Origin of the sequence: Kitasatospora purpeofusca, assembly GCF_000718025.1 — a bacterium.
Classification (GTDB): domain Bacteria; phylum Actinomycetota; class Actinomycetes; order Streptomycetales; family Streptomycetaceae; genus Kitasatospora; species Kitasatospora purpeofusca.
Map to the genome: position 1 here is coordinate 141498 of NZ_JODS01000002.1, position 19425 is coordinate 160922.

Annotated in this window: 16 protein-coding genes; 6 read left to right on the forward strand and 10 right to left on the reverse strand. The window is 76.1% G+C overall.

What is annotated here, in order from left to right:
- Positions 1–4: 4 nt before the first annotated feature.
- Both IF01_RS0103755 and IF01_RS49640 read right to left on the reverse strand, forming a co-directional pair.
- Entirely contained in the window at positions 5–436 is a 432-nt protein-coding gene (locus IF01_RS0103755) for a roadblock/LC7 domain-containing protein (protein ID WP_030391789.1), read from the reverse strand.
- The gene (locus tag IF01_RS49640) at positions 433–3612 is read right to left on the reverse strand and encodes a sensor histidine kinase (protein WP_051754887.1); all 3180 of its coding nucleotides are present in this window, start codon (positions 3610–3612) and stop codon (positions 433–435) included. Before IF01_RS49640 ends, IF01_RS0103755 begins: the two co-directional genes overlap by 4 nt.
- A gap of 612 nt (positions 3613–4224) precedes the next feature.
- Here IF01_RS49640 and IF01_RS0103765 point away from each other — a divergent pair.
- The gene (locus IF01_RS0103765) at positions 4225–4713 is read left to right on the forward strand and encodes a YbaK/EbsC family protein (protein WP_030391791.1); all 489 of its coding nucleotides are present in this window, start codon (positions 4225–4227) and stop codon (positions 4711–4713) included.
- A 37-nt stretch (positions 4714–4750) separates the two neighbouring features.
- Here the strand turns inward: IF01_RS0103765 and IF01_RS0103770 are convergent, their stop codons facing one another.
- Both IF01_RS0103770 and IF01_RS0103775 read right to left on the reverse strand, forming a co-directional pair.
- Entirely contained in the window at positions 4751–5290 is a 540-nt protein-coding gene (locus IF01_RS0103770; RefSeq protein ID WP_030391792.1) for a GNAT family N-acetyltransferase, read from the reverse strand.
- A gap of 276 nt (positions 5291–5566) precedes the next feature.
- Positions 5567–7024 (reverse strand): MFS transporter, encoded by a 1458-nt coding sequence (locus tag IF01_RS0103775; protein WP_078879630.1) that lies wholly within the window; start codon positions 7022–7024, stop codon positions 5567–5569.
- 126 nt (positions 7025–7150) lie between these two features.
- On the opposite strand from IF01_RS0103775, the gene IF01_RS0103780 reads away from it, so the two are divergent.
- The gene (locus tag IF01_RS0103780) at positions 7151–7873 is read left to right on the forward strand and encodes a helix-turn-helix domain-containing protein (protein WP_078879631.1); all 723 of its coding nucleotides are present in this window, start codon (positions 7151–7153) and stop codon (positions 7871–7873) included.
- Between the two features lie 66 nt (positions 7874–7939).
- On the opposite strand, the gene IF01_RS0103785 is transcribed toward IF01_RS0103780, so the two are convergent.
- The gene (locus tag IF01_RS0103785; RefSeq protein WP_030391795.1) at positions 7940–9100 is read right to left on the reverse strand and encodes an NAD(P)-binding protein; all 1161 of its coding nucleotides are present in this window, start codon (positions 9098–9100) and stop codon (positions 7940–7942) included.
- 282 nt (positions 9101–9382) lie between these two features.
- Between IF01_RS0103785 and IF01_RS0103790 the strand changes: the two genes are divergently transcribed.
- The 3 genes from IF01_RS0103790 to IF01_RS0103800 all read left to right on the forward strand — a co-directional run bounded on the left by IF01_RS0103790 (position 9383) and on the right by IF01_RS0103800 (position 12921).
- A complete protein-coding gene (locus IF01_RS0103790; RefSeq protein ID WP_030391796.1) occupies positions 9383–10510 on the forward strand; it encodes a tyrosine-protein phosphatase in 1128 nt (375 codons plus the stop codon).
- Positions 10511–10619: 109 nt separating this feature from the next.
- Complete coding sequence (locus IF01_RS0103795; protein WP_078879632.1) at positions 10620–11312, forward strand: helix-turn-helix domain-containing protein; 693 nt, start codon at positions 10620–10622, stop codon at positions 11310–11312.
- Positions 11313–11412: 100 nt separating this feature from the next.
- The gene (locus tag IF01_RS0103800) at positions 11413–12921 is read left to right on the forward strand and encodes a glycosyltransferase family 39 protein (protein WP_030391798.1); all 1509 of its coding nucleotides are present in this window, start codon (positions 11413–11415) and stop codon (positions 12919–12921) included.
- Positions 12922–13003: 82 nt separating this feature from the next.
- Here IF01_RS0103800 and IF01_RS0103805 read toward each other — a convergent pair whose 3' ends face one another.
- Both IF01_RS0103805 and IF01_RS50845 read right to left on the reverse strand, forming a co-directional pair.
- Complete coding sequence (locus IF01_RS0103805; protein ID WP_030391799.1) at positions 13004–13465, reverse strand: hypothetical protein; 462 nt, start codon at positions 13463–13465, stop codon at positions 13004–13006.
- 108 nt (positions 13466–13573) lie between these two features.
- Positions 13574–15040, reverse strand: a complete 1467-nt coding sequence (locus IF01_RS50845) for a helix-turn-helix transcriptional regulator (RefSeq protein WP_078879633.1) — start codon at positions 15038–15040, stop codon at positions 13574–13576.
- 178 nt (positions 15041–15218) lie between these two features.
- On the opposite strand from IF01_RS50845, the gene IF01_RS0103815 reads away from it, so the two are divergent.
- Positions 15219–16172: an NADP-dependent oxidoreductase gene (locus tag IF01_RS0103815; RefSeq protein ID WP_051754889.1), complete on the forward strand. Its 954-nt coding sequence runs from the start codon at positions 15219–15221 to the stop codon at positions 16170–16172.
- A gap of 57 nt (positions 16173–16229) precedes the next feature.
- On the opposite strand, the gene IF01_RS0103820 is transcribed toward IF01_RS0103815, so the two are convergent.
- The 3 genes from IF01_RS0103820 to IF01_RS0103830 form a co-directional block, all read right to left on the reverse strand.
- A complete protein-coding gene (locus IF01_RS0103820) occupies positions 16230–17522 on the reverse strand; it encodes a PP2C family protein-serine/threonine phosphatase (RefSeq protein ID WP_037778885.1) in 1293 nt (430 codons plus the stop codon).
- 119 nt (positions 17523–17641) lie between these two features.
- Complete coding sequence (locus IF01_RS0103825) at positions 17642–18064, reverse strand: MarR family winged helix-turn-helix transcriptional regulator (RefSeq protein WP_030391803.1); 423 nt, start codon at positions 18062–18064, stop codon at positions 17642–17644.
- A gap of 52 nt (positions 18065–18116) precedes the next feature.
- A complete protein-coding gene (locus IF01_RS0103830; RefSeq protein WP_078879634.1) occupies positions 18117–19388 on the reverse strand; it encodes a M48 family metalloprotease in 1272 nt (423 codons plus the stop codon).
- Between the last annotated feature and the right edge of the window lie 37 nt (positions 19389–19425).

A 19425-nucleotide genomic window follows, 5' to 3' on the forward strand; every position in this document is an offset into this window, starting at 1 on the left:
GGACTCACCCCCGGTTCCTGGCGGCGAAGGCGTCGAACTCGCTGCGGACCGGCGTGGTGAGCTTCTGGCCGACCTGCTGGACGAGCTGGTGCATGGCCACCGACATCACCTCGGCGTCCACCTCCTGGTCGGCGACCACGGCCAGGTGGGTGCCCTGCGCGGCGGCGATGACGAACAGCCAGACCTCGGCCAGCTCGACGATCACCTGGTGGACCGGGCCGCCGTCGAAGAGCTGGCCGATGCCGCGGGCGAGGCTCTGCTGGCCGGTGGCCACGGCGGCCAGCCGCTCGGCGTCGGACCGCTCGATGGTGCGGGAGTGGCTGACCACCAGGCCGTCGTCGGACAGCAGCACGGCGCTTCTCGTCCCGGGGACCGTCTCGACGAGTCCGTCCAGCAGCCAGTCGAGGTCCTGGTGGGTGGCGATGGTGCGGTTCATGACTGCTCTTCCGTCCTCGTGGTTCGGGGGTCCGCGGCCGGGAGGGCCCAGGGGGAGGGACCCGGCGCGGGAGTCGGGGTTCCGGGGGCCGTGGGGGAGGCCGGGCCGGACGGGGGAGTGGTGCCGCGCCCCGGCGGCAGGGCGCCGACCGCGGGGCCGTCGGCGGGCGGCAGGTCCTCCGCGGCGCCGAGGCCGCGGGCGGCCCGGGACTGGCGCTGGAAGGCGCCGACGGTGGCACCGGAGCGGCGCGGCGGGCGCTGGAACGGGCCCTCGGCGGGGCCGGACCAGGGTGCCCCGCCGGTCGCGTTGCCGAAGCCGGGTCCGAAGCCGGTGCCCGTCCCGGCCCCGGGGTACGGGGTGCGGGGCGGCGGCGGGACGCGCAGCTCGGCGGCCAGGCTGGCCTGGCGCACCCGCTGGGGCAGCGGCGGCTGGAGACCGCCGGTCGGGGCGCCCGGGGCGTCGGCCGGGGGGTCGGCCGGTGCGACGGCGGACCCGGGGAGCGGGTGCGCCGGCTGCCCGTCGTGCTGCCGCCGCTCCGCCAGCCGGTAGTGGTCGGCGGGCCGGTACTGCTCGTCGGCGTACGGCGCCTCGGCGGGCATCACCGTCGCGTAGGCGATGTCCGGGTAGGCGGGAGGGGCGTCCCCGGCGGAGCGGGGGGAGGCGTCGTAGGGCTGCCCGTCGTAGCCGTGGCCGCCGTCGGCGGGGGCCGGCGAACCGTGCTCGACCGGCTGGCCGTGCTCGGCCGACGGGTGCAGGTAGCCGTCCGCCCCGATGCCGGGGAAGGCGCCGTCGCGGCCGTCGAAGGCGTCGGGTCCGCCGTAGGCGTCCGAGTCGGGCCCGCCGAAGAGGTCGCGGGCGCCGAAGGCGTCCTGCCCGGGGAAGGCGCCGTGCTCCGGGAAGCCGTCCTGGGTCCCGAAGTCGTCCGGCTTCCCGAAGTCGATCCGGACCGGGGCGCCGAGGAGTTCGTCGTCCGACGGGGGCACGTACTCGACGTACCCGAACGCCTGGGCCTGGGAGGGCGCCTGGGCACCGGAGGCCGCGCCGGGGGTGACGACGGGGGCGCTGCCGGGGGAGAACCAGTCGCCGCCGGGCCGGTCGGGGTGCGGGGCGGCGTCCGCGTGGGCCGCGCGCTCCTCCTCCTCGTCCACCGCGACGACCGCCGAGGAGGTCGTGGTGTCCGCCGCCGGCACGGTCTCCGTCGTGGCCGGGGCCGGGGACGCCGGGGAAGGCATCTCGGTCACCGAGGCGAGCGGCACGGCCGCCTGGGCCCGGTCCGCCGGCCGCTGCCGCCGGGCGAGCGGGATCGGCTTGACCGCCGCGTGGTCCGGCAGGCCGGAGTCGCCGTCGAGGATCAGCTCGCCGGGGACGAGCACGACCACCCTGGTCCCGCCGAACGCCGACGGGCGGAACTCGATCTGCAGGCCGATCGCCGACGCCAGCCGGGCCACCACGTGGAAGCCGAGGCGGATGTCGTCGCCGCGCGCCAGCATGTCCGTCCGGGGCGGCTCGTCCGCGAGCGCGGCGGCCATCAGGGCGTTGGCCGTGTCGTACTGCTCGGGTTCCATGCCCAGGCCGCGGTCCTCGATCTCGATCGCGAGCCCGCGGCCGACCACGGCCGCCCGGACGTCGACCGGCGTCGGCGGCTTGGAGAAGCTCGCCGCGTTCTCCATCAGCTCGGCGACCACGTGCGCGATCGGGCCGACCGCGCGCTCGGAGAGCCACGGGTGGCCCTCGACGTCCAGCACGATCCGGCGGTACTCCTGGACCTCGCCCTGCGCGGCGCGCAGCACGTCCAGCAGCGGCACCGGCTTGCGCCACTTCCGCTGCGGCTGGCCGCCGGCCATGATGACCAGGTTCTCCTCGTAGCGGCGCAGGCGGGCGGTCAGGTGGTCGAGGTCGAACAGGCCCTCCAGCACCTCCGGGTCCTCGTGCCGCCGCTCCAGGGCGTCCAGCTTGCGCAGCTGCTGACCGATCAGCAGCTGGGTGCGGCGGGCGATCCGCTGGAGCAGCCGCTCGAAGCCCCGGTGCTGCTCGGCCTGCCGGACGGCGGCCCCCAGCGCGGAGGTGCGGGCGAGGTTCATGGCCTGGCCGAGCTGCGCCAGCTCGTCGCCGCCGCGGGCGTGCGCCCCGGCGGTGATCGCCCGGCTCTCCGCCTCGACGTCCACCTGCTCGCCGCGCGACAGCCGCTCCACCACCTCGGGCAGGGTGTGCTCCATGTCCTGGGCCTGGGCGTGCAGGTCGTTGATCCGGCGGCGCAGCGAGCGGGTCAGCCGCCAGCTGGCGAGGACCACGACGATCACCGCGAGCAGACCGATCACGGAGGTCAGCGCGACCCGGGTGAGCAGCGAGAGGATCGAGCCCTTGCCGACCTCGACCACGCCCTCGGTACGGGTCTCGATGACCTTCACCAGCTGCGGGTTGACCTGGTCGACGGCCTGCCGCCACTGGTCCTGGAGCTGCGGGAGCCGGACGGTGCCGGTGGCGTCGGCGACGGCCGGGCGGGTGAGCGCCTGCTCGACGGCGGCCTTGGCCTGCCAGGCCGGACCGCTCATCAGCTCGGACCAGGCGGCCCGCTCGTCGGCCGGCACATAGGGCACGACCTGGACGGTGAACAGGTGCTCCTGGGCGCCGATCGACTGCTGCACGAGCTGGTAGTCGGAGGCGCTGAGCTTGCCGGACGGCCAGCCCCGGGCCAGGATCGCGTCCTCGCGGGCCAGCATCTCCTTGGCCCAGAAGGAGTTGACCAGGGTCTTGGAGATCCAGGTGACCTCACCGGTGTCGACATGGCTGAGCGCGGTGAACAGCCGCAGGTCGACCGCGATCAGGTCGGTGTAGTACGCGTAGACGCCCTGCTGGTCGGCGGTGCCCTTGTCGACGAGGGCCCGCTGGTCGCCCAGCTTCTCCATCGCGCGCCGGGCCTCGGCGACGGCCGTGCGCACCTCGGCGGGCGCGCTGTCGGCGGTCTCGCCGGACAGGGTCTGGAACTTCTCCACGGCCTCGTCGGTCAGCTGGCGCTGGCGCTTCAGCTGGTCGGCGACGCTGCCGGGCCGGGAGAGCGCCTCGGCGCTGAGCCGGCGCTCCTCCTGGAGGTTGTAGTAGACGATGTTGGACGGCTGTCCCGCCTTCTGTGCCAGCAGGCCCTGGGCGGCCAGACGCTGGAAGTCGAAGAAGGTCACGCCGCTGGTGACCGCCCAGAGGGCGGCCAGGGCGATGCTGGGGACGAGGGCCAGGACGAGCAGTGCCGTCCGCAGCGACAGGCGCGGTCGACGCCTGCGGGGGGCCTTCGGCGTCGGGGGCCGCCGATTCGCACGCGCGCGCAGAGCTGACTCCTTGGGACTGGCCGGTCTGCCTGCGAGGGTCGGACCGTCCGGGGCACGGGCTTTATGACGAAGCGATACTAGTCATACGGTGTGTTAGGAGTGAAAGCCCGTTCGATCTTCGGACAGTGCACACACAAGTCCTTAACATCGCGGTAGCACGCGGTTCATGCCCGCACCGGGTCTCCCGGTGGTGTTCCGACACCCTTCCGGAGCTGGTCGGACGGTGTCCGCCGGCTCCGCCCGCCCCGTTGCGGGGGAGCGGCCGTCGGAGGAAGAACGGGAGGGCCCCCGGCGGAGGTTCACGTCCGGGGTTCGCGCCCCGGGGATCATGTCCGGGGCTCGCGGCAGGGGTTCGCGTCCAGGGGATCACGTCCGGGGGATCACGTCCGGGGGTTCGCGTCCGGGGGATCGCGTCCGGATCCGCGGCCTCGCCGCTCGGCGTCCGGAGGGGTGGGGCAGGATGGTGCCATGACCGACGACAGCCTGCCCGCCCGCAGCCGGGCGGTGGCCGACGCACTCGCCGGGGCCGGACTGCCCGGCGAGGTCCGCGTCCTGCCGGACTCCGCCCGCACCGCCGCCGAGGCCGCCACGGCCCTGGGCTGCGAGGTCGGCGCCATCGCCAACAGCCTGGTGTTCATGTGCGACGGCGCGCCGCTGCTCGTGATGACCAGCGGCGCCCACCGCGTCGACACCGGCCATCTCGCCCGTGAACTGGGCACCGGCCCGATCACCCGGGCGAGCGCCGCGCAGGTCCGGGAGGCCACCGGCCAGGCCATCGGGGGAGTCGCCCCGGTCGGCCACCCCGCGCCGCTGCGTACGGTGGTGGACACCGCCCTCGCGGGCCACGCCCTGCTGTGGGCGGCCGCCGGGCACCCGCACACCGTGGTGCCGATGACGTACGGGGAACTGCTGGAGCTGACCGGCGGCACCCCGTTGACGGTGGTGCCGCCGGCGTAGCGGACCCGGGGTTGCCCCCGGGCCCGTCGGGAAGGTGCTACGCGATGCCGAAGGCGGCGGCCCAGCGTGCCGTGCCGGACGGCAGCGGGTGGCGGGCCGGGTCCAGGCTCAGGGCCATCCACGCCTCGTCCGGCGCGTCGACGGTGAGCGTGATGCCGTGCTCCGAGGCCCGGCCGAAGCCGAACCTCGGGTAGTACGACGGGTGCCCGAGCAGGATCACGAACCGCTCGCCCCGGGCGCGGGCGGCGTCGAGTCCGGCGCGCACGAGGGCGGAGCCGGCGCCGGAGCGCTGGTGGTCGGGGTGCACGGAGACCGGAGCCATCGCGAGTGCCGGGGTGTCGCCGATGAAGGCGCGGGTGAGCAGCACATGGCCGACCGGGTCGGCCCCGGCCCCGGCGGCGGCGACGATCGACAGACCGTCGATCCACGCCTCGTCGGCGCGCAGGGCCTCGACGAGATCGGCCTCGGACGGCCGCCCGAAGGCGGCGACCGTCAGCTCGTGGACGGCCGGGAGGTCGCGGGGCTGCTCGACCCGGGTGTGCCAGGAGGAAGCGGGCGAGGAAGCGGAAGAAGACATGGGAGTCCCTTGGAGAAGGGGCCCCGGAGAGCGAAGGGCGTCAGACCGGGACCCGGGAGGTGAGAACAGTCCGGGTGCCGCGCAGCACGTGCGCAGCGGCTGTCACCGCGACCACAATTCACCTTCCCTGTCTCCGTAGCGGACTTCGCGCGAGCTCGAACGGCCGGTGGGCCGGGCTCGACGATCGACCGTAACACGGGCCCCGGACGGGGCGCGAAGGGTTTTCCGCGCCCGCCCCGGGCACCCGTTCGCCGCCGCGGTTCCCTGCTGCGGTGCTCAGCGGCGGCGGGCGGCGCGGGCGACCACGAGCAGGAACAGGCCGCAGGCCGTGACCACCACCCAGCCGGTCCGGGAGGCGGCGGTGAGGCCGTCCGGGGCCGCACCCGCGACCAGTCCGCCGGCGATCGCGATGCCCACCGCCGAACCGAGCTGGCGGGCCGTGGAGGTGATGGCCCCGGCCACCCCCGCGCGGTCCGCCGGGAGCCCGCCCACGGCGGTGTTGGTGATCGGCGCGTTGGCGAAGCCGAAGCCGACACCGAGCAGCAGCAGGGCGAGCAGCAGGCCGGGCAGGTCCGCCGCGCCGGACAGGCCGCCCGCGCCGTGCGGGGCGTCGTCGACCAGGAACGCCCGGACCAGCAGCAGCGCCCCGCCGGCCGTGGTGGACCAGGCCGCGAGCAGCAGCGGCCGCCGCGGCCCGCCCCGGCCCACCAGCAGGCCGGACAGCGGCGCGCACACGGTGGCGCCCAGCGCCATCGGCAGCGAGGCCAGCCCGGCGGCCAGCGGCGTCCACCCCCGGGCGTGCTGGAGCTGGAAGGTGGTGAGCAGCAGGGTCACCGTCAGTGCGACGAACACCGCCACCGCGCCCAGCGCGGCCGTACTGAACGCCGGCCGCCGGAACAGCGCGAGGTCCATCAGCGGTTCCTCCCGGCCGCGTTCGGCGAGCACGAACCCGGCGGTCGCCGCCGCGGCCGCCGCGTACCCGGCGAGCGCCCAGGGCGAGCCCCACCCGATCCGCGGACCCTCGATCAGCACGGCCACCGTCGCGCACACCGCGAGGGTCAGCAGGAGCTGGCCGGGCAGGTCCGGGCGGCGGGCCCGGGGCGCGCGGGACTCCGGCACGAAGCGGGCGCTCAGCAGCACGGCCACCAGCACCACCGGCACGTTCACCCAGAACACCGAGCGCCAGCCGAGGGCCGCGACCAGCGCGCCGCCGGTGACCGGCCCGGCCGCCATGCTCAGTCCGAACACCGACGCCCAGACCCCGATCGCCCGGGCCCGCTCCCGGGGGTCGGGCATCGCGTTCACCACGATCGCCAGCGCCACCGGGCTGAGCATCGACGCGCCCACCCCCTGGAGGGCGCGCGCCGCGACCAGCGCGCCGGCCGAGGGCGCGAGCGCGCACACCAGCGAGGCGAGGCCGAAGACGACCAGCCCGCACTGGAAGACCCGGCGGCGTCCGAACCGGTCCGCGAGCGCCCCGGCCGAGATCAGCAGGCTGGCCAGGACCACGGTGTAGGCGTCCACGATCCATTCCAGGTCGCGGGTGCCGACGCCCAGCCCGTGCCCGATCGCGGGCAGGCCGACGTTGACGATCGTGGTGTCCAGGCCGACCAGGAACAGGCTCAGCGCGCAGACCGCGAGCACGGTCCACCGCCGGCGCGCGCTCAGCGGGGGAGGGGCGGGGGCCGCGGCGGCCGCGGTGGTCGCGGTCGCGGTTTCGGGGGAGGTGGTCATGGGGCGCCTTCCGGTCGGAACACGGGTACGGGTCGTGCTGGTGACCGCCATGTTCGGACCGGCGGCGGGCGGCGGCCCAGGGTCCTTGCAGAAACCGCAAAACGGCGGACGGGGCAGAATCGCCCCATGGACGCCGCCCCCTCCGATTCCGCCGATTCCGCCGATTCCGCCGATTCCGCCGATTCCGCCGGATCCAGCGACCACGCCGACCCCGTCGAGCCGGACCGCCCCGCCGGGCCCGACCGCCCGGTCGAGGCGGACACCACGCCCGTCGCGACCGACGACGTCCAGGGGATCGTTGCCGCCATCGGGCCCCGGCTGCGCGCGCTGCGGCTCGGCCGGGGCCTCACCCTGGACGCGCTGGCCGCGATCACCGGGATCTCGGTGAGCACCCTCTCCCGGCTGGAGTCCGGCCACCGCCGCCCCACCCTCGACCTGCTCATTCCGCTCGCCCGCGCCCACCGCGTCGCCCTGGACCACCTGATCGCCGCCCCCGCGACCGGCGACCCCCGCCTCCACCTCCGGCCCCGCCACCGGGACCCCGGCAGCGTCCTCGTCCCGCTCACCCAGTACCCGGGCCGGGTGCAGGTCTTCAAGCAGGTCCTGGCCCCGCGCGAACCCCGGCTCGTCAGCCACGTCGGCTACGAGTGGCTCTACGTCCTCGCGGGCGAGCTCCGCCTCCTCGTCGGCGACCGCGACCTCACCCTCCACCCGGGCGACGCCGCCGAGTTCGACACCGCCGAACCCCACTGGTTCGGCCCCGCGGGCACCGAGGCGGTCGAGATCCTCCACCTCTTCGGCCCGCACGGCGACCAGGCCGTGCTGCGCACCGGCACGGCCGCGGGGTAGCGGGGCGGGCTCCGGGGGTCCCGCACCGGAAGTCGGCGGGTCCGACCTCCGGTGCGGGGAGGTGCCTCAGTGGGTGAACTGCCGGGCGGGGTGGTGGCCGAGGGCGAGGGAGACGGCTTCGAGGGCGCTGCTGAAGGAGACCTCGCTCAGCACGCCCGGTGCGGCGACCTGGTCGCCGACCAGGTGGACGCCGTCGCCCCGGTCGACGGCGGGACGGTCGCGCCAGGTGGTCCCGGGGCGGTCCACGGCGCCGGTGCGGCCGGTGGCCACGGCGGTGCGGCGCCACCGCACGCGGTCGGACCAGCCCTTGAAGCCCAGGTCCAGCAGGTGCTCGGCCCGGGCCAGGCCGGACTCCCTCGACTCGTCCGGGGCGAGCAGCAGCTGAGCCTGGACCAGCTGTTCGCCGGTCGGCGCCAGGCCGGCGTCCTGGGTGGTGAACCGCTCCACCCAGCCGGTGCCGTCGAGGTCCGAGACGAAGAAGGCGTCGCCGCGCCGCGACCGCAGCGCCACGTCGAGCAGCAGCGTCCGGCCGCTCTCGCCCCGCAGGTCCGGGTCGCCGAGCAGCCGGCGCGCCGACTCCAGGGAGGTCGCGACGATCACCGGGTCGCCGGTGGTCGGCAGCGCCTCCAGTCGCGAACCCGTCTCGATCCGCACGCCCAGCTCCTGCGCCCGGGCCGCCGTCCGGTCGATCACCGACTGCCAGCCGCCCACCGGGTAGACGGCCTCCGGCGGCAGGCTCGCGGCCCGGTGCAGCCGCTCCTGGGTGAACGCCGCCGACAGCAGGCCGGGCGCGTGGTGGAAGGTCGCGACGGCCGCGAAGTTGGCGGCCGCCCGCGCGGTCCGCTCGCCCGCCACCTCGGTCGCCCAGCCCAGGAAGGTCCGGCCGACGGGCGCGTCCCGGCGGGCCGCGAGCCGGGAGACCGCGAGCGGCGGCAGCGCCCGCAGCCGGCCGTCGAGCAGGTACCGCATCCGCGGCAGCGCGGTCAGCGGGACCCTCGCGAGCGGTCCGACCAGCCCGCGCCGCCGCAGCCAGGCCCAGTGCGGGCCGCGCCGGTAGAAGGCGTGCGGGCCTTCGTTGGTCCGGTACGGCGCCGGGGCGGTGCGGGCCCGGCCGCCCAGTGTCCGGTGCGCCTCGTGCAAGGTCACCTCGACGCCGGCCTCCGCCGCCGAGACTGCCGCCGTCAGACCGCCGAAGCCGCCGCCGATGATGGTGATCCGCCGTGCCATGTCCCCGTCCTCCGTGCTCGTTCGCGTCCGACCGTCCGGACCCCCGGGCCCCGACCGTCGTTGTCGCGAGGGAGACGACGCAGTGCCGCCGGATGTGACAGCCGGTCGGCGATCGGTGCCGCCGGTCGCGCGGTGACCTCGATCACAGCGCGGCGGCCGGCCGCGGCGACCGGGCTCGTGCGAGGCTCGCAGGGCTGTTCACCAGGACGTTCAACAAGTTGTTGCCATCACGCCATCCGGCGGCCACGGGGTGACACTCCGCGCTGCCTAGCGTGCCGGGCCATGACCATCTCCCACACCCGGCTGACCGCGGCCGTGGCGCTGACCGGTGCCCTCGTCCTCGGCACCCCGGCGCTGGCCGTCGCCGCCCCGGCCGCCGGTTCCGCCTCCGCCGACACCTCGGCCTCTGCCCCGGCCGTCGCCCGGCACGCGATCCCCTTCACCGTGGCCACCGTCACCCAGCAGGCCGACGGCAGCTTCACCCTGACGTGGGCCGCCCCGGGCGCCCGCAACGTCACCGTCTACGCCGGCACCGACGCGGACGACATCCGCCACCGCAGGGCCGTCGCCAAGGGCGCGGGCTCCGCCACGGTCACGGTCACGGGCCTGGCCGCCGCCGACCGCTGGTTCTTCGAGCTGGTCCCGGACCGGGGCGCGCCGCTGGTCGTCGCCGACCGCTCGCTGCACCTCGCCTCCGCGCCGAACTTCCGTGACGCGGGCGGCTACCGCACCGCCGACGGCCAGTGGGTGCGGATGGGCGTCGTCTACCGCTCCGGCGACCTCTCCAAGCTGACGGACCAGGACCTCGCCAAGCTCCGCCGCCTCGGCGTCCGCACCGTCTTCGACCTGCGCACCCCCGGGGAGCAGAAGACCGCCCCCGACCGCATCCCGGCCGGTGCCACCGCCGTGAACGCCAATGTGCTGGGCGTCGCCGACACCGGCGCGTTCAACGTCACCAGCCCGCAGGCCGCCGTCCAGGCCATGGTCGACGCCGAGCGCACCATGATCTCCGCCGACAGCGCCCGCACCGCCTACCACTCGGTGCTCAACGCCCTGGTCGAGCGGAACGACGAGAACGTGCTCTTCCACTGCACCGCCGGCAAGGACCGCACCGGTTGGGCCTCCGCCGCCCTGCTCACCGCGCTCGGCGTGCCGCGCGGGACCGTCGAGGCCGACTACCTCGCCAGCAACACCTACCGCGCCGCCGAGATCGCGGCCACCCTCGCCCAGCTGCCGCCGGCCTACCAGGCGATCTACAAGCCGCTGCTGGACGTCCGGTCCGAGTACCTGGCCGCCGGGTTCGACGAGGTGCAGCGGAAGTTCGGCTCCTTCGACGCCTACCTCAAGTCCGGCCTGGGCCTGGACAAGCGGGACCTGCGCGACCTGCGCAGCCAGCTGCTCGTCGGCTGACGACGCGCGCCCGGCGTCCCGCCGGGGTGGGCACCCGGGAGCACCGGGCCGCCCGCCCCGGCGGGACACCGCGTTGCCGGAACCGGGACGCCCTGGTTCGATCGTCCGTATGGACCAGGAATCCGCCGCCGCCCCCGACCACGCCCCCGACCACGCCTCCGACCCCGCCCCCGACCACGCCTCCGCCGCCGACGACCCCGCCGGCGCCGCCGCCGCCTCGGCCCCGGCCATCGCGGCCACCCTGCGCCAGATCGGCCCCCGGCTGCGCCGGCTGCGCGAGCGCAAGGACCTGTCCCTGGCCGACCTGAGCCAGGCCACCGGCATCTCCAAGAGCACGCTCTCCCGGCTGGAGTCCGAGCAGCGCAAACCGAGCCTCGAACTCCTGCTGCCCATCGCCGCCGCGCTCGCCGTCCCGCTGGACGAGATCGTCGCCGCCCCGCGCGTCCAGGACCCGAGGGTGCACCAGCACCCGGGCCGGGCCGACGGGCGGACCTTCGTGCCGCTCTCCCGCCACCGCACCGAGCCCCGCGCGTTCAAGATCCTGATCCCGGCCGCCCACCACACCCCCACCCTCGCCACCCACACCGGCCACGAGTGGCTCTACGTGCTCTCCGGCCGCCTCCGGCTGCTGCTCGGCGAGCACGACGTCGTCCTCGCACCCGGCGAGGCGGCCGAGTTCGACTGCCAGAACCCGCACTGGTTCGGCTCCACCGGGACGGGCGACGTGGAGGTCCTGAGCCTCTTCGGCAAGCAGGGCGAACGCCTCCACCTGCGCGCCCGCACCCGCCCGAAGGAGTCCTGAGCCGACCCCGGCGCCCCCGGTGCCGGAGCGGTGCCGGACCGGTACCGGAAGTCGGCCGCGACGACTTCCCGCGCCGCCGCGGGACTGTCACACTCCCCTCGTGAACACACGGGGGTTGTTCGCGCCGAAGCCGTTCGCCCGGGGGCCGGTCGCCGCCGTCGCGGCCGGGGTCGCCACGCTGCAGATCGCGGTGGCGGGCCGGTACGGCTTCCACCGCGACGAGTTGTACTTCCTGAACGCCGGTCGCCACCCCGCCTGGGGATATGTCGACCAACCGCCGCTCACCCCGCTGCTCGGGCGGGTGTCCACGGCGCTGTTCGGCGGCGGACCGGGCGACGGGCCGATCGGCCTGCGGGTCCTGCCGGCCCTGCTCTGCGCTGCCACCGTCGTCCTGGTGGCCCTGCTGGCACGGGAGTTGGGCGGCGGACGGGCCGCGCAGCTGCTCGCCGCCGGTGCCGCGGCCTGCTCGGCGTTCGTGCTCGCGGTCGGGCACCTGCTCAACACCGCCACCTTCGACCTGTGCGCCTGGCTCCTGGTCTGCCTGCTCGCCCTGCGGCTGCTGCGCACCGGGGACGGCCGCTGGTGGCTCGCCGTCGGCGCGGCCACCGGGGTTGCGCTGCTGAACAAGGACCTCGTCCTGCTGCTGGCCGCCGCGCTCGTGCCCGCCGTGCTGCTGGTCGGGCCGCGCGGGGTGCTGCGCGGGTGGTGGCCGGTGGCGGGCCTGGCCGTCGCCGCGGCGGTCGCGCTGCCGAACCTGTGGTGGCAGGCCGCGCACGGCTGGCCCGAACTGACCGTCGCCGGCGGCATCAGCGGGCAGGACGGCGCGGAGAACCGGCTGCTCCTCGTGCCGATGCAGTTCCTCTACCTGTCGCCCGTCCTGGTGCCCGTCTGGCTGGCCGGATTCCGGCGGCTGCGCCGGGACGCCGAACTCGCCTGGGCGAAGCCCTTCGCGGTCGTCCACCCGCTGCTGTGCCTGCTGGTGCTGGCGAGCGGCGGCAAGCCGTACTACGCGCTGCCCGCGCTGCTGGTGCTGACGGCGGCCGGCTGCGAACCGGTCGCCCGGCGGCTGACGGCGGCCGGACCGCGCCGGATCCGGTCGTTCGCGGGCGCGCTGGCCCTGGGCGCGGCGGTGAACCTGGTCATCACCCTGCCCCTCCTCCCGGCCCGGCTGACCCCGGCCGTCGGCTGGATCTACCAGGAGCAGGGCGAACAGATCGGTTGGCCCGAACTCGCCGCGGCCGCCGCCGCGGGCTGGCGCACCGTCCCGCCCGAACTCCGCGACCGGGCCGTGGTGTTCGCCGTCAACTACGGAGAGGCGGGCGCGCTCGCCCACTACGGCCCGGCGTTCGGCCTCCCGGCGCCGTACTCGGGCCACATGAGCCTCGCCGACTGGGGGCCGCCGCCGGACACCCGGGACGGTCCGGTCCTGCTCGTCCACCCGGAGGGATTCCCGGACGTGGAGCGGTACTTCACCGACTGCCGCCAGGTCGCCCGGGTCGACAACGGCCACGGTGTGCGCAACGAGGAGCAGCACGCACCGGTCCTGGTCTGCCCGGGACCGCACCGGCCGTGGTCCGCGCTCTGGCCCGAACTGCGCCGCTACTACTGAGGGTTCCGCCCGGCCGGGGCGCCCGGCCCGGGCAATCCCCTCAGATGTCCCCGATCACCTGCCCCCGATCACCTGCCCCCGATCACCTGCCCCCGAGCCGTTCATGGAGGTCCTCGGCGAACCGCGTCCGGTAGACGCCGTGCACGATGGCCCCGGGAGACTGGTAGCCCCGGTGCCCGGGGTCCGAGACCTCCCCGTCCCAGGGCGTCACGACGTCCGGAAGCAGCGGAGCACGCCCCAGGTACATCCGGGCGGCCTCCTCCAGTGGCAGGTCACCCACGACCACCGAGCTCCACAGCCCGCGGCCCTGCCCGACCACCCACAGGCACAGGTCCTCGGTGCTGTCCTCGGACCAGACCTCCCCGTCCACGCTCACGCCTTCGGAGAAGTCGGCCAGCGACTCCGCCGCGGACTCGTAGGCGAGCGCGAACGCCTCCAGTGCCTCCCGCGGCTGGGACCCGAGCCACGCCTCCAGGGCGGACAGGCGCGGTCGGGTCGATTCCAGGACCTCCCAGAACCCCTCGGAGACATGGTCCGGTCCCATCGCGGCTCCTGTGTCGACGGCTGCGGTACGCGCCCGACCGTACCGCGCGGCGGAGTTCCCCGGACGCTCCCGGGCCCGGTCGGGGGCCGGGCGGGGGGCGGGGGCGGCTCAGGAGGCGGCGTGCAGGGTGGTCGGCGTGCACGCGGCCGGGGTGGCCGGCAGGCCGGCCCGGTGGGCGAGGGCGGCGGCCTCGCCCCGGGAGCCCACCTCCAACTTGGCCAGGATGTTCGCCACATGGAACTTCACCGTCGACTCGCTGATGTGCAGGGCGGCGGCGATCTCCCGGTTGCGGCGGCCCAGGGCCAGCTGGTCCAGGACCTCCAACTCCCGTGGCTGCAGGCCCTCCAGCGGCCGGGCCGCGCCGATCGGCCCGGCCGGGGCATGCAGCGGCAGGTCGACCGTCACCGCGGTGCCCCAGCCCGGGACCGCCTCGACCGTCAACCGGCCCGCCAGCGCGGCGATCCGGTCGGCCGTGCGGTGGACGGCCAGCGCGTCGGCGGTCAGCAGGCCCGGGCCGTCGTCCCGGACCACGGCCCGCAGACCGTCCGCCACGAACTGCCAGCTCACGTGCAGCCGGGTCAGGCCGTCCTGCTCCAGCATCGCGAGCACGGCGGAGCGGACGGCGGTGCGGGCGGTGTGCGCGGTGTCGGTGGGCACCGAGCGGTCCCCCTCGGTCGGCGCCAGCAGGTCCAGCCGGACCGGGCTGTGCCGCAGCAACGGCCGCACCACGTCGGCGAGTCGGGCGAAGGCGGTGGCGGCCGGCTCCTCGCTCAGCTCGCGGTCGAGCTCGCCGGCGCTGCGCAGGTCGAGCAGCGCGGTCACGGCCAGCTCGGTGGCGTTGCGCCGGGCGGTGGCGTCGTCCAGTCCGGCGGAGCGCAGCGGCCCGAGGATCGCGGACAGCGCGGAGGCGTGGGCGCCGCTGAGTTCGGCGATCGCCCGGGCCCGGGCACTGGCCGAGGCGCGGGAGGCGGCGGCCTGCGCGGGCGCGGCGTCGACGGCGCGGTGGTGGGAGTGGGTGGTCAGCAGCTCCCACAGCAGCTGGAGCAGGCCGAGCGAGCGCTCGGGCAGCAGCTCCAGCAGTTCCAGCGGCTCCCGCGGCCCCTTCGCGCGGCCGTCGGCCCGCCCACCGGTCCGTCCGCGCGGGACGCCCGGTCCGGTCGCGGCCGCGCGGACCAGCACCAGCAGGGCGCCGTTGCTCCCGGGCGGGGCCGAGGCCACCGCGACCGCCGGGCGCGGGCGCCCGCCGAGCACGGCCTCGCCCTGCCAGGGGCGGCCGGGCGTGACCTCCTGGGCGAGTTGGCCCAGCTCGCTGCCGGTGATCCGGGCGGACAGCTCCTCGGGACCGACGGCGTTGGCGGGCGAGTAGGTGCAGACGCCGCTGAGCTGCGCCACCGCGAGGTGCGGGACGAGTCCGGCGAGCACCTCGGAGAGCTTGGGCAGGATCGTCACCCGGGGTTCGCGCAGCAGCTCGGCGGCGAGGGCCAGCACTCCCTCGGCGTCGTCCCAGGACCACGCGGCCCCGTGCCCGCTCCCGGACGCCGCCCCGTCGTCGTTCGCACCGCTGTGTTCGACCATGCGGTCCAGCCTAGTCCGCGAGCGCCCGCACCCGCCCGTCCGAACGGCCAGGTGGAACTGTCCGAACAGCCGGCCGGTCGACCGGGCCCGCCGTACCAGGCTGGAGCCCGTCACCAGGACGGCGGCGGCTCCCGGCCCCGGCGTCCCCCCAGATCCGGAAGAACGGTGGAGATCCTCCATGAGCAGCACCCCCGACACCACTGCCCTCGCGACGAAGGCCGTCGGCATCACCGAGTACGGCGCCGCGGACGTCCTGCGGCCGATCGAGGTCGAGGTGCCCGCGCCGGGCCCGGGCCAGGTCCGGGTGGCCGTGCGTGCGGCCGGCGTCAACCCGCTCGACCACAAGGTCCGCTCCGGCGCGCTCACCGAGGTCTTCCCGGTCACCCTCCCGGCCGTGCTCGGCTACGAGATCGCGGGCGTCGTGGAGGCCGTCGGCGCGGACGTCACCGAGTGGCAGCCCGGCGACGAGGTGTTCGGCCAGGTCCGCGGCGGCGGGTACGCGGAGTACGCGCTGGCGGCGGCGGACCAGCTGGTCCGCAAGCCGGCCGGGGTGGACTGGACGGTGGCGGCGGCGCTCCCGGTGGCCGCCGAGACCGCCTGGCGTTCGCTCGACCTGCTGGGCATCGAGCCCGGCCGGACGCTGCTGGTGCACGGGGCGGCCGGCGGTGTCGGCACGCTGGTGCTGCAGTTCGCCCGGTCCCGCGGGATCCGGGTGATCGGCACCGCGAGCGAGGCCAACCACCCGTACCTGCGCGAGCTGGGCGCCGTGCCGGTCGTCTACGGGGAGGGGCTGGCCGAGCGGGTCCGCGCCGCCGCGCCCGAGGGCGTTGACCGGGTGCTGGACCTGGTCGGCGCGGGTGTGCTGCCGCTGTCGATCGAGCTGGCGGGCGGCGCGGAGCACGTGCTGACCATCGCCGACTGGAGCGCCGCGTCGCACGGGGTCCGCTTCACCGCCGGCGACGAGCCGACCGACTACCTCCGCCCGGCGCTGGAGGGTGCGCTCGCGCTCGCCGCCGAGGGCGGCCTGAACCTCCCGCTGCACCGGGTGCTCCCGCTGGCGGAGGTGGCCGAGGCGCAGCGCGAGAGCGAGCGCGGCCATGTCCGGGGCAAGATCGTTCTCACCGTCGGCTGAGGACGCCGAGGAGGCTGAGGACGCCGAGGACGCCGAGGAACCGGCCGGGGTGGGCACTCACCGGGCCGGTTCCGGGCCCGGCGAGCGCCCGAGGCGCTCGACGACGACCATCGCCGCGTCGTCGTCGAGACGTCCGCCGGCGTGGGCCAGCAGGTCGCGGCGCAGGTGCAGCAGCAGGGCGGCCGGGGATTCGGAGGGGTGGGCGGCGGTCCGTGCGGCGACCCGCTCGGACAGCGGGTAGAACCGCCGCTCGGCGTCGCGGGCCTCGATCACGCCGTCGGTGTAGATCAGCAGCCGGTCGCCGGGCAGGAACGGGAAGTCCTCCACCACGTACGGCGCCGCGACCAGTTCGCCGAGGCCCAGCGGCGGCGAGGTGCGGCGGGGCTCCAGCGCGGTGACCCGGTCGCCGTGCAGGAGCAGCGGCGGGGGGTGGCCGCAGTCGACCAGGCGGACCACCGCGCCGTCGTCCGGGACGTCCAGGACCACGGCGGTGATGAAGGACTCGCCGCTGTCGTCCGTCGGGGTGTCGGCCGGTCCGCCGTCCGGCGGCCCGGTGCCCGGCGGAGCCCCGGTGCCGGCCGGTCCGGCGCGGCGGAACGCGCGCAGGCGCGGCCGGTCGCCGAGGCCGTCCTCGCGCTGCGCGCGCTGCTGCTCGGCGAGCTGGGCGAGGTCCCAGGCGATGCTGCCGTCCAGGTGGCCGACCAGGCCGGGCAGGTCCGGGTACAGGTGCGCGGCCGCCCGGAAGGCGCCCAGCAGCAGCGCCGCGTCGCCGAGCGAGGCCAGCCCCTTGCCCCGGACGTCGCCGACCAGCAGCCGGGTGCCGGTGGCGGTGCGGGCCGCCGCGTAGAGGTCGCCGCCGACCTGGGCCTCGGCCTCGGCGGCCAGGTAGAAGGAGGCGAGGTGCAGCGGCCCGGTCCGGTCGGGCAGCGGGCGCAGCAGGACCCGCTGGGCGGCCTCGGAGACGGAGCGGACCTGTGCCAGCTCGCGTTCGTGCCGGTCGCGCAGCACCCGCAGGGCGACGATCAGCGCCGACACGGCGAGCAGGGCGCCGAGCTGGGTCTCGTGGTTGCCCGTGGTGAGGCCGTCGCGCAGGATGCCGATGACGGTGAGCGCGGCGAGCGAGAGCAGGGCCACCACGGTGGTGGCACGCGCACCGGCCAGCGACGCGGTGAGCGCGGGGGCGACGATCAGTAGCGGGCCGAGGTGGATGTCCGGCGGGGCGAGCACGTCCACCACCGTGATCACCACGATCAGGGCGAGCGGTACGGCCGTCAGCGCCCGGCGGTCGGGCGGCCAGGACCGGCGGCGCTCGTGGGAACGCCGGTCGTCGGGAGGCTGCCGGAGTGGCACCTCTCCTCTGTACACCGTCCGGGTGGTCCACCGCACCCCGAGCGGGTGCCGGGGGTGCGCGGCGGTGCGGCCGGGAGGTGCGGTCGGACGGGGCGGCCGGGCGGCGCGGTCGGGCCGGGTCAGTCCTCGGAGCCGTAACGGGCCAGGTAGTCGGCGAACCGGGCGACGTCCTCGTCCGACCAGTTGGTGAACCGGGCCGAGAAGGAGAGCCGCCGCTGCTCGTTGGCCTCGCGCAGCAGGGTGAGTCCGGCCTCGGTGGCCAGCAGGATCTGGCCGCGCTGGTCCTCCGGGTCGGTCTCGCGGCGCAGCAGCCCGAGCTTCTCCAGTGCGGTGACCTGGCGGCTCACCGTGGACTTGTCGAGCATGAAGTGCGCGGCGACATCGGCGGCCCGGCAGCCGCCGCGCTCGGTGATGAGGTCCAGGATGCTGTAGGTGACCAGGGAGAGGTCGGGGTGCAGCTGGGAGGCCTTGTGCCGGGCGCGGCGGGCGAAGGCGGTCAGTTCGCGCTGGATGGTCGCGATCGACGTCTCGCGGTCGGGCACGGGGACTGTCCTCCGGGGGTTCGGGAAATCCGCGGTGCGGAAATTAGTTGCACTATACAACAGCTTCGGTCGCGTCCGAAGCCCCCGGCGGACGGCCTGCCGCACCGGCCCGGCCCGCCTGCCAGGCGCGCGCCGCCGCGATCCGGCGGGTGGCGCTCGGATGAGTCGCGAACAGTAGCTCAAGCACCCGCGGCGGGTCGACGTCGGACACATTGGTCACCGCGAGTCTGCGCTGCATCGCCACGAACTGCTCCGCGTCCCCCGTGAGCTCGAGCGCGTGCCGGTCCGCCCTGGCCTCCACCCGGCGGCTCACCGCGCACTGCACCGGGCCGGACAGCGCGCCCAGCAGCGCCGCGCCCGCCGCCAGCAGCGGCAGCGACCGGGGATCGGCCGCGTCCGCCGCGCCGGCCGCCGACAGCAGCACGTCCCAGCCGGACGCCAGGCCCAGCAGCACCACCACGACGGCCGCGCCGACCGCGCCCAGCACCGTCCCGGTCAGGACGTCCCGGTGCTTGACGTGCCCCAGCTCGTGCGCCACCACCAGCTCCACCTCGCGCGGATCGGCGGTGGTCAGCAGCGTGTCGTAGGCGACGATCCGCCGCGTCGCCCCCAGCCCCGAGACGTACGCGTTCAGCGCCGTGGTCCGGCGCGAGGCGTCCGCGACCAGGACGTCCCGCACCCGGACGCCGTCCCGCGCGGCCAGGCCGAGCAGCGCCTCGCGCTGCGGGCCCGGGGCCATCGGCGTGAAGCGGTTGAACACCGGCTCGACGAGCAGCGGGTAGAGGAAGGAGAGCGCGGCCGTCAGCAGCGCGGCCGCGCCCGCCGCCAGGAGCCACCAGCGCTCCGGCGAGCGGCCGGTGAGCGCGTACAGACCGAGGACCACCGGCAGGGCGAGCGCCAGGGTGAGGGCGAGTCCGCGCAGCGCGTCCACCGCCCAGCCGGCCCAGCCCTGGGTGACCAGGCCGAACCGGGCGCGGACCGACCGCGAGCCCGCCCCGAACGGCAGCTGCGCCGCCCGGCCGACCAGCACCAGGGCGGCCGTCCCGGCGAGCACCTCCGCCGTCCGGGAGCCGCCGAACCAGCCGCCGACGGTGGACACCAGCCCGGCGCCGGCCGGCGTCAGGCCGAGGGCGAGGGTCAGCGCCAGGCCGGTGGCCCGCGCGCCGAGCGCCCAGGGCAGCTGGGCGCGGCGCAGCGCCCGGCCCCGGGCGCGCTCGGCGGGGGTGAAGTCGGGGGTGAATGCGGGGGCGCGCTCCGGGGTGAGGTCCGGGGCGGCGGCGGGGGCCCGATCGTCGCCCGGGGGTGGGCCGACAGAATCTGTCATCTGTTGTCCGTCATCCGAGGTCTGTCAGTCGTCAGTC

Excerpts from the sequence above, each read along its gene's own strand:
- IF01_RS0103755 (WP_030391789.1), bottom strand. The coding sequence starts at position 436 with ATGAACCGCACCATCGCCACCCACCAGGACCTCGACTGGCTGCTGGAC.
- IF01_RS0103765 (WP_030391791.1), top strand. The coding sequence starts at position 4,225 with ATGACCGACGACAGCCTGCCCGCCCGCAGCCGGGCGGTGGCCGACGCA.
- IF01_RS0103770 (WP_030391792.1), bottom strand. The coding sequence starts at position 5,290 with ATGTCTTCTTCCGCTTCCTCGCCCGCTTCCTCCTGGCACACCCGGGTC.
- IF01_RS0103775 (WP_078879630.1), bottom strand. The coding sequence starts at position 7,024 with ATGACCACCTCCCCCGAAACCGCGACCGCGACCACCGCGGCCGCCGCG.
- IF01_RS0103780 (WP_078879631.1), top strand. The coding sequence starts at position 7,151 with ATGGACGCCGCCCCCTCCGATTCCGCCGATTCCGCCGATTCCGCCGAT.
- IF01_RS0103785 (WP_030391795.1), bottom strand. The coding sequence starts at position 9,100 with ATGGCACGGCGGATCACCATCATCGGCGGCGGCTTCGGCGGTCTGACG.
- IF01_RS0103790 (WP_030391796.1), top strand. The coding sequence starts at position 9,383 with ATGACCATCTCCCACACCCGGCTGACCGCGGCCGTGGCGCTGACCGGT.
- IF01_RS0103795 (WP_078879632.1), top strand. The coding sequence starts at position 10,620 with ATGGACCAGGAATCCGCCGCCGCCCCCGACCACGCCCCCGACCACGCC.
- IF01_RS0103805 (WP_030391799.1), bottom strand. The coding sequence starts at position 13,465 with ATGGGACCGGACCATGTCTCCGAGGGGTTCTGGGAGGTCCTGGAATCG.
- IF01_RS50845 (WP_078879633.1), bottom strand. The coding sequence starts at position 15,040 with ATGGTCGAACACAGCGGTGCGAACGACGACGGGGCGGCGTCCGGGAGC.
- IF01_RS0103815 (WP_051754889.1), top strand. The coding sequence starts at position 15,219 with ATGAGCAGCACCCCCGACACCACTGCCCTCGCGACGAAGGCCGTCGGC.
- IF01_RS0103830 (WP_078879634.1), bottom strand. The coding sequence starts at position 19,388 with ATGACAGATTCTGTCGGCCCACCCCCGGGCGACGATCGGGCCCCCGCC.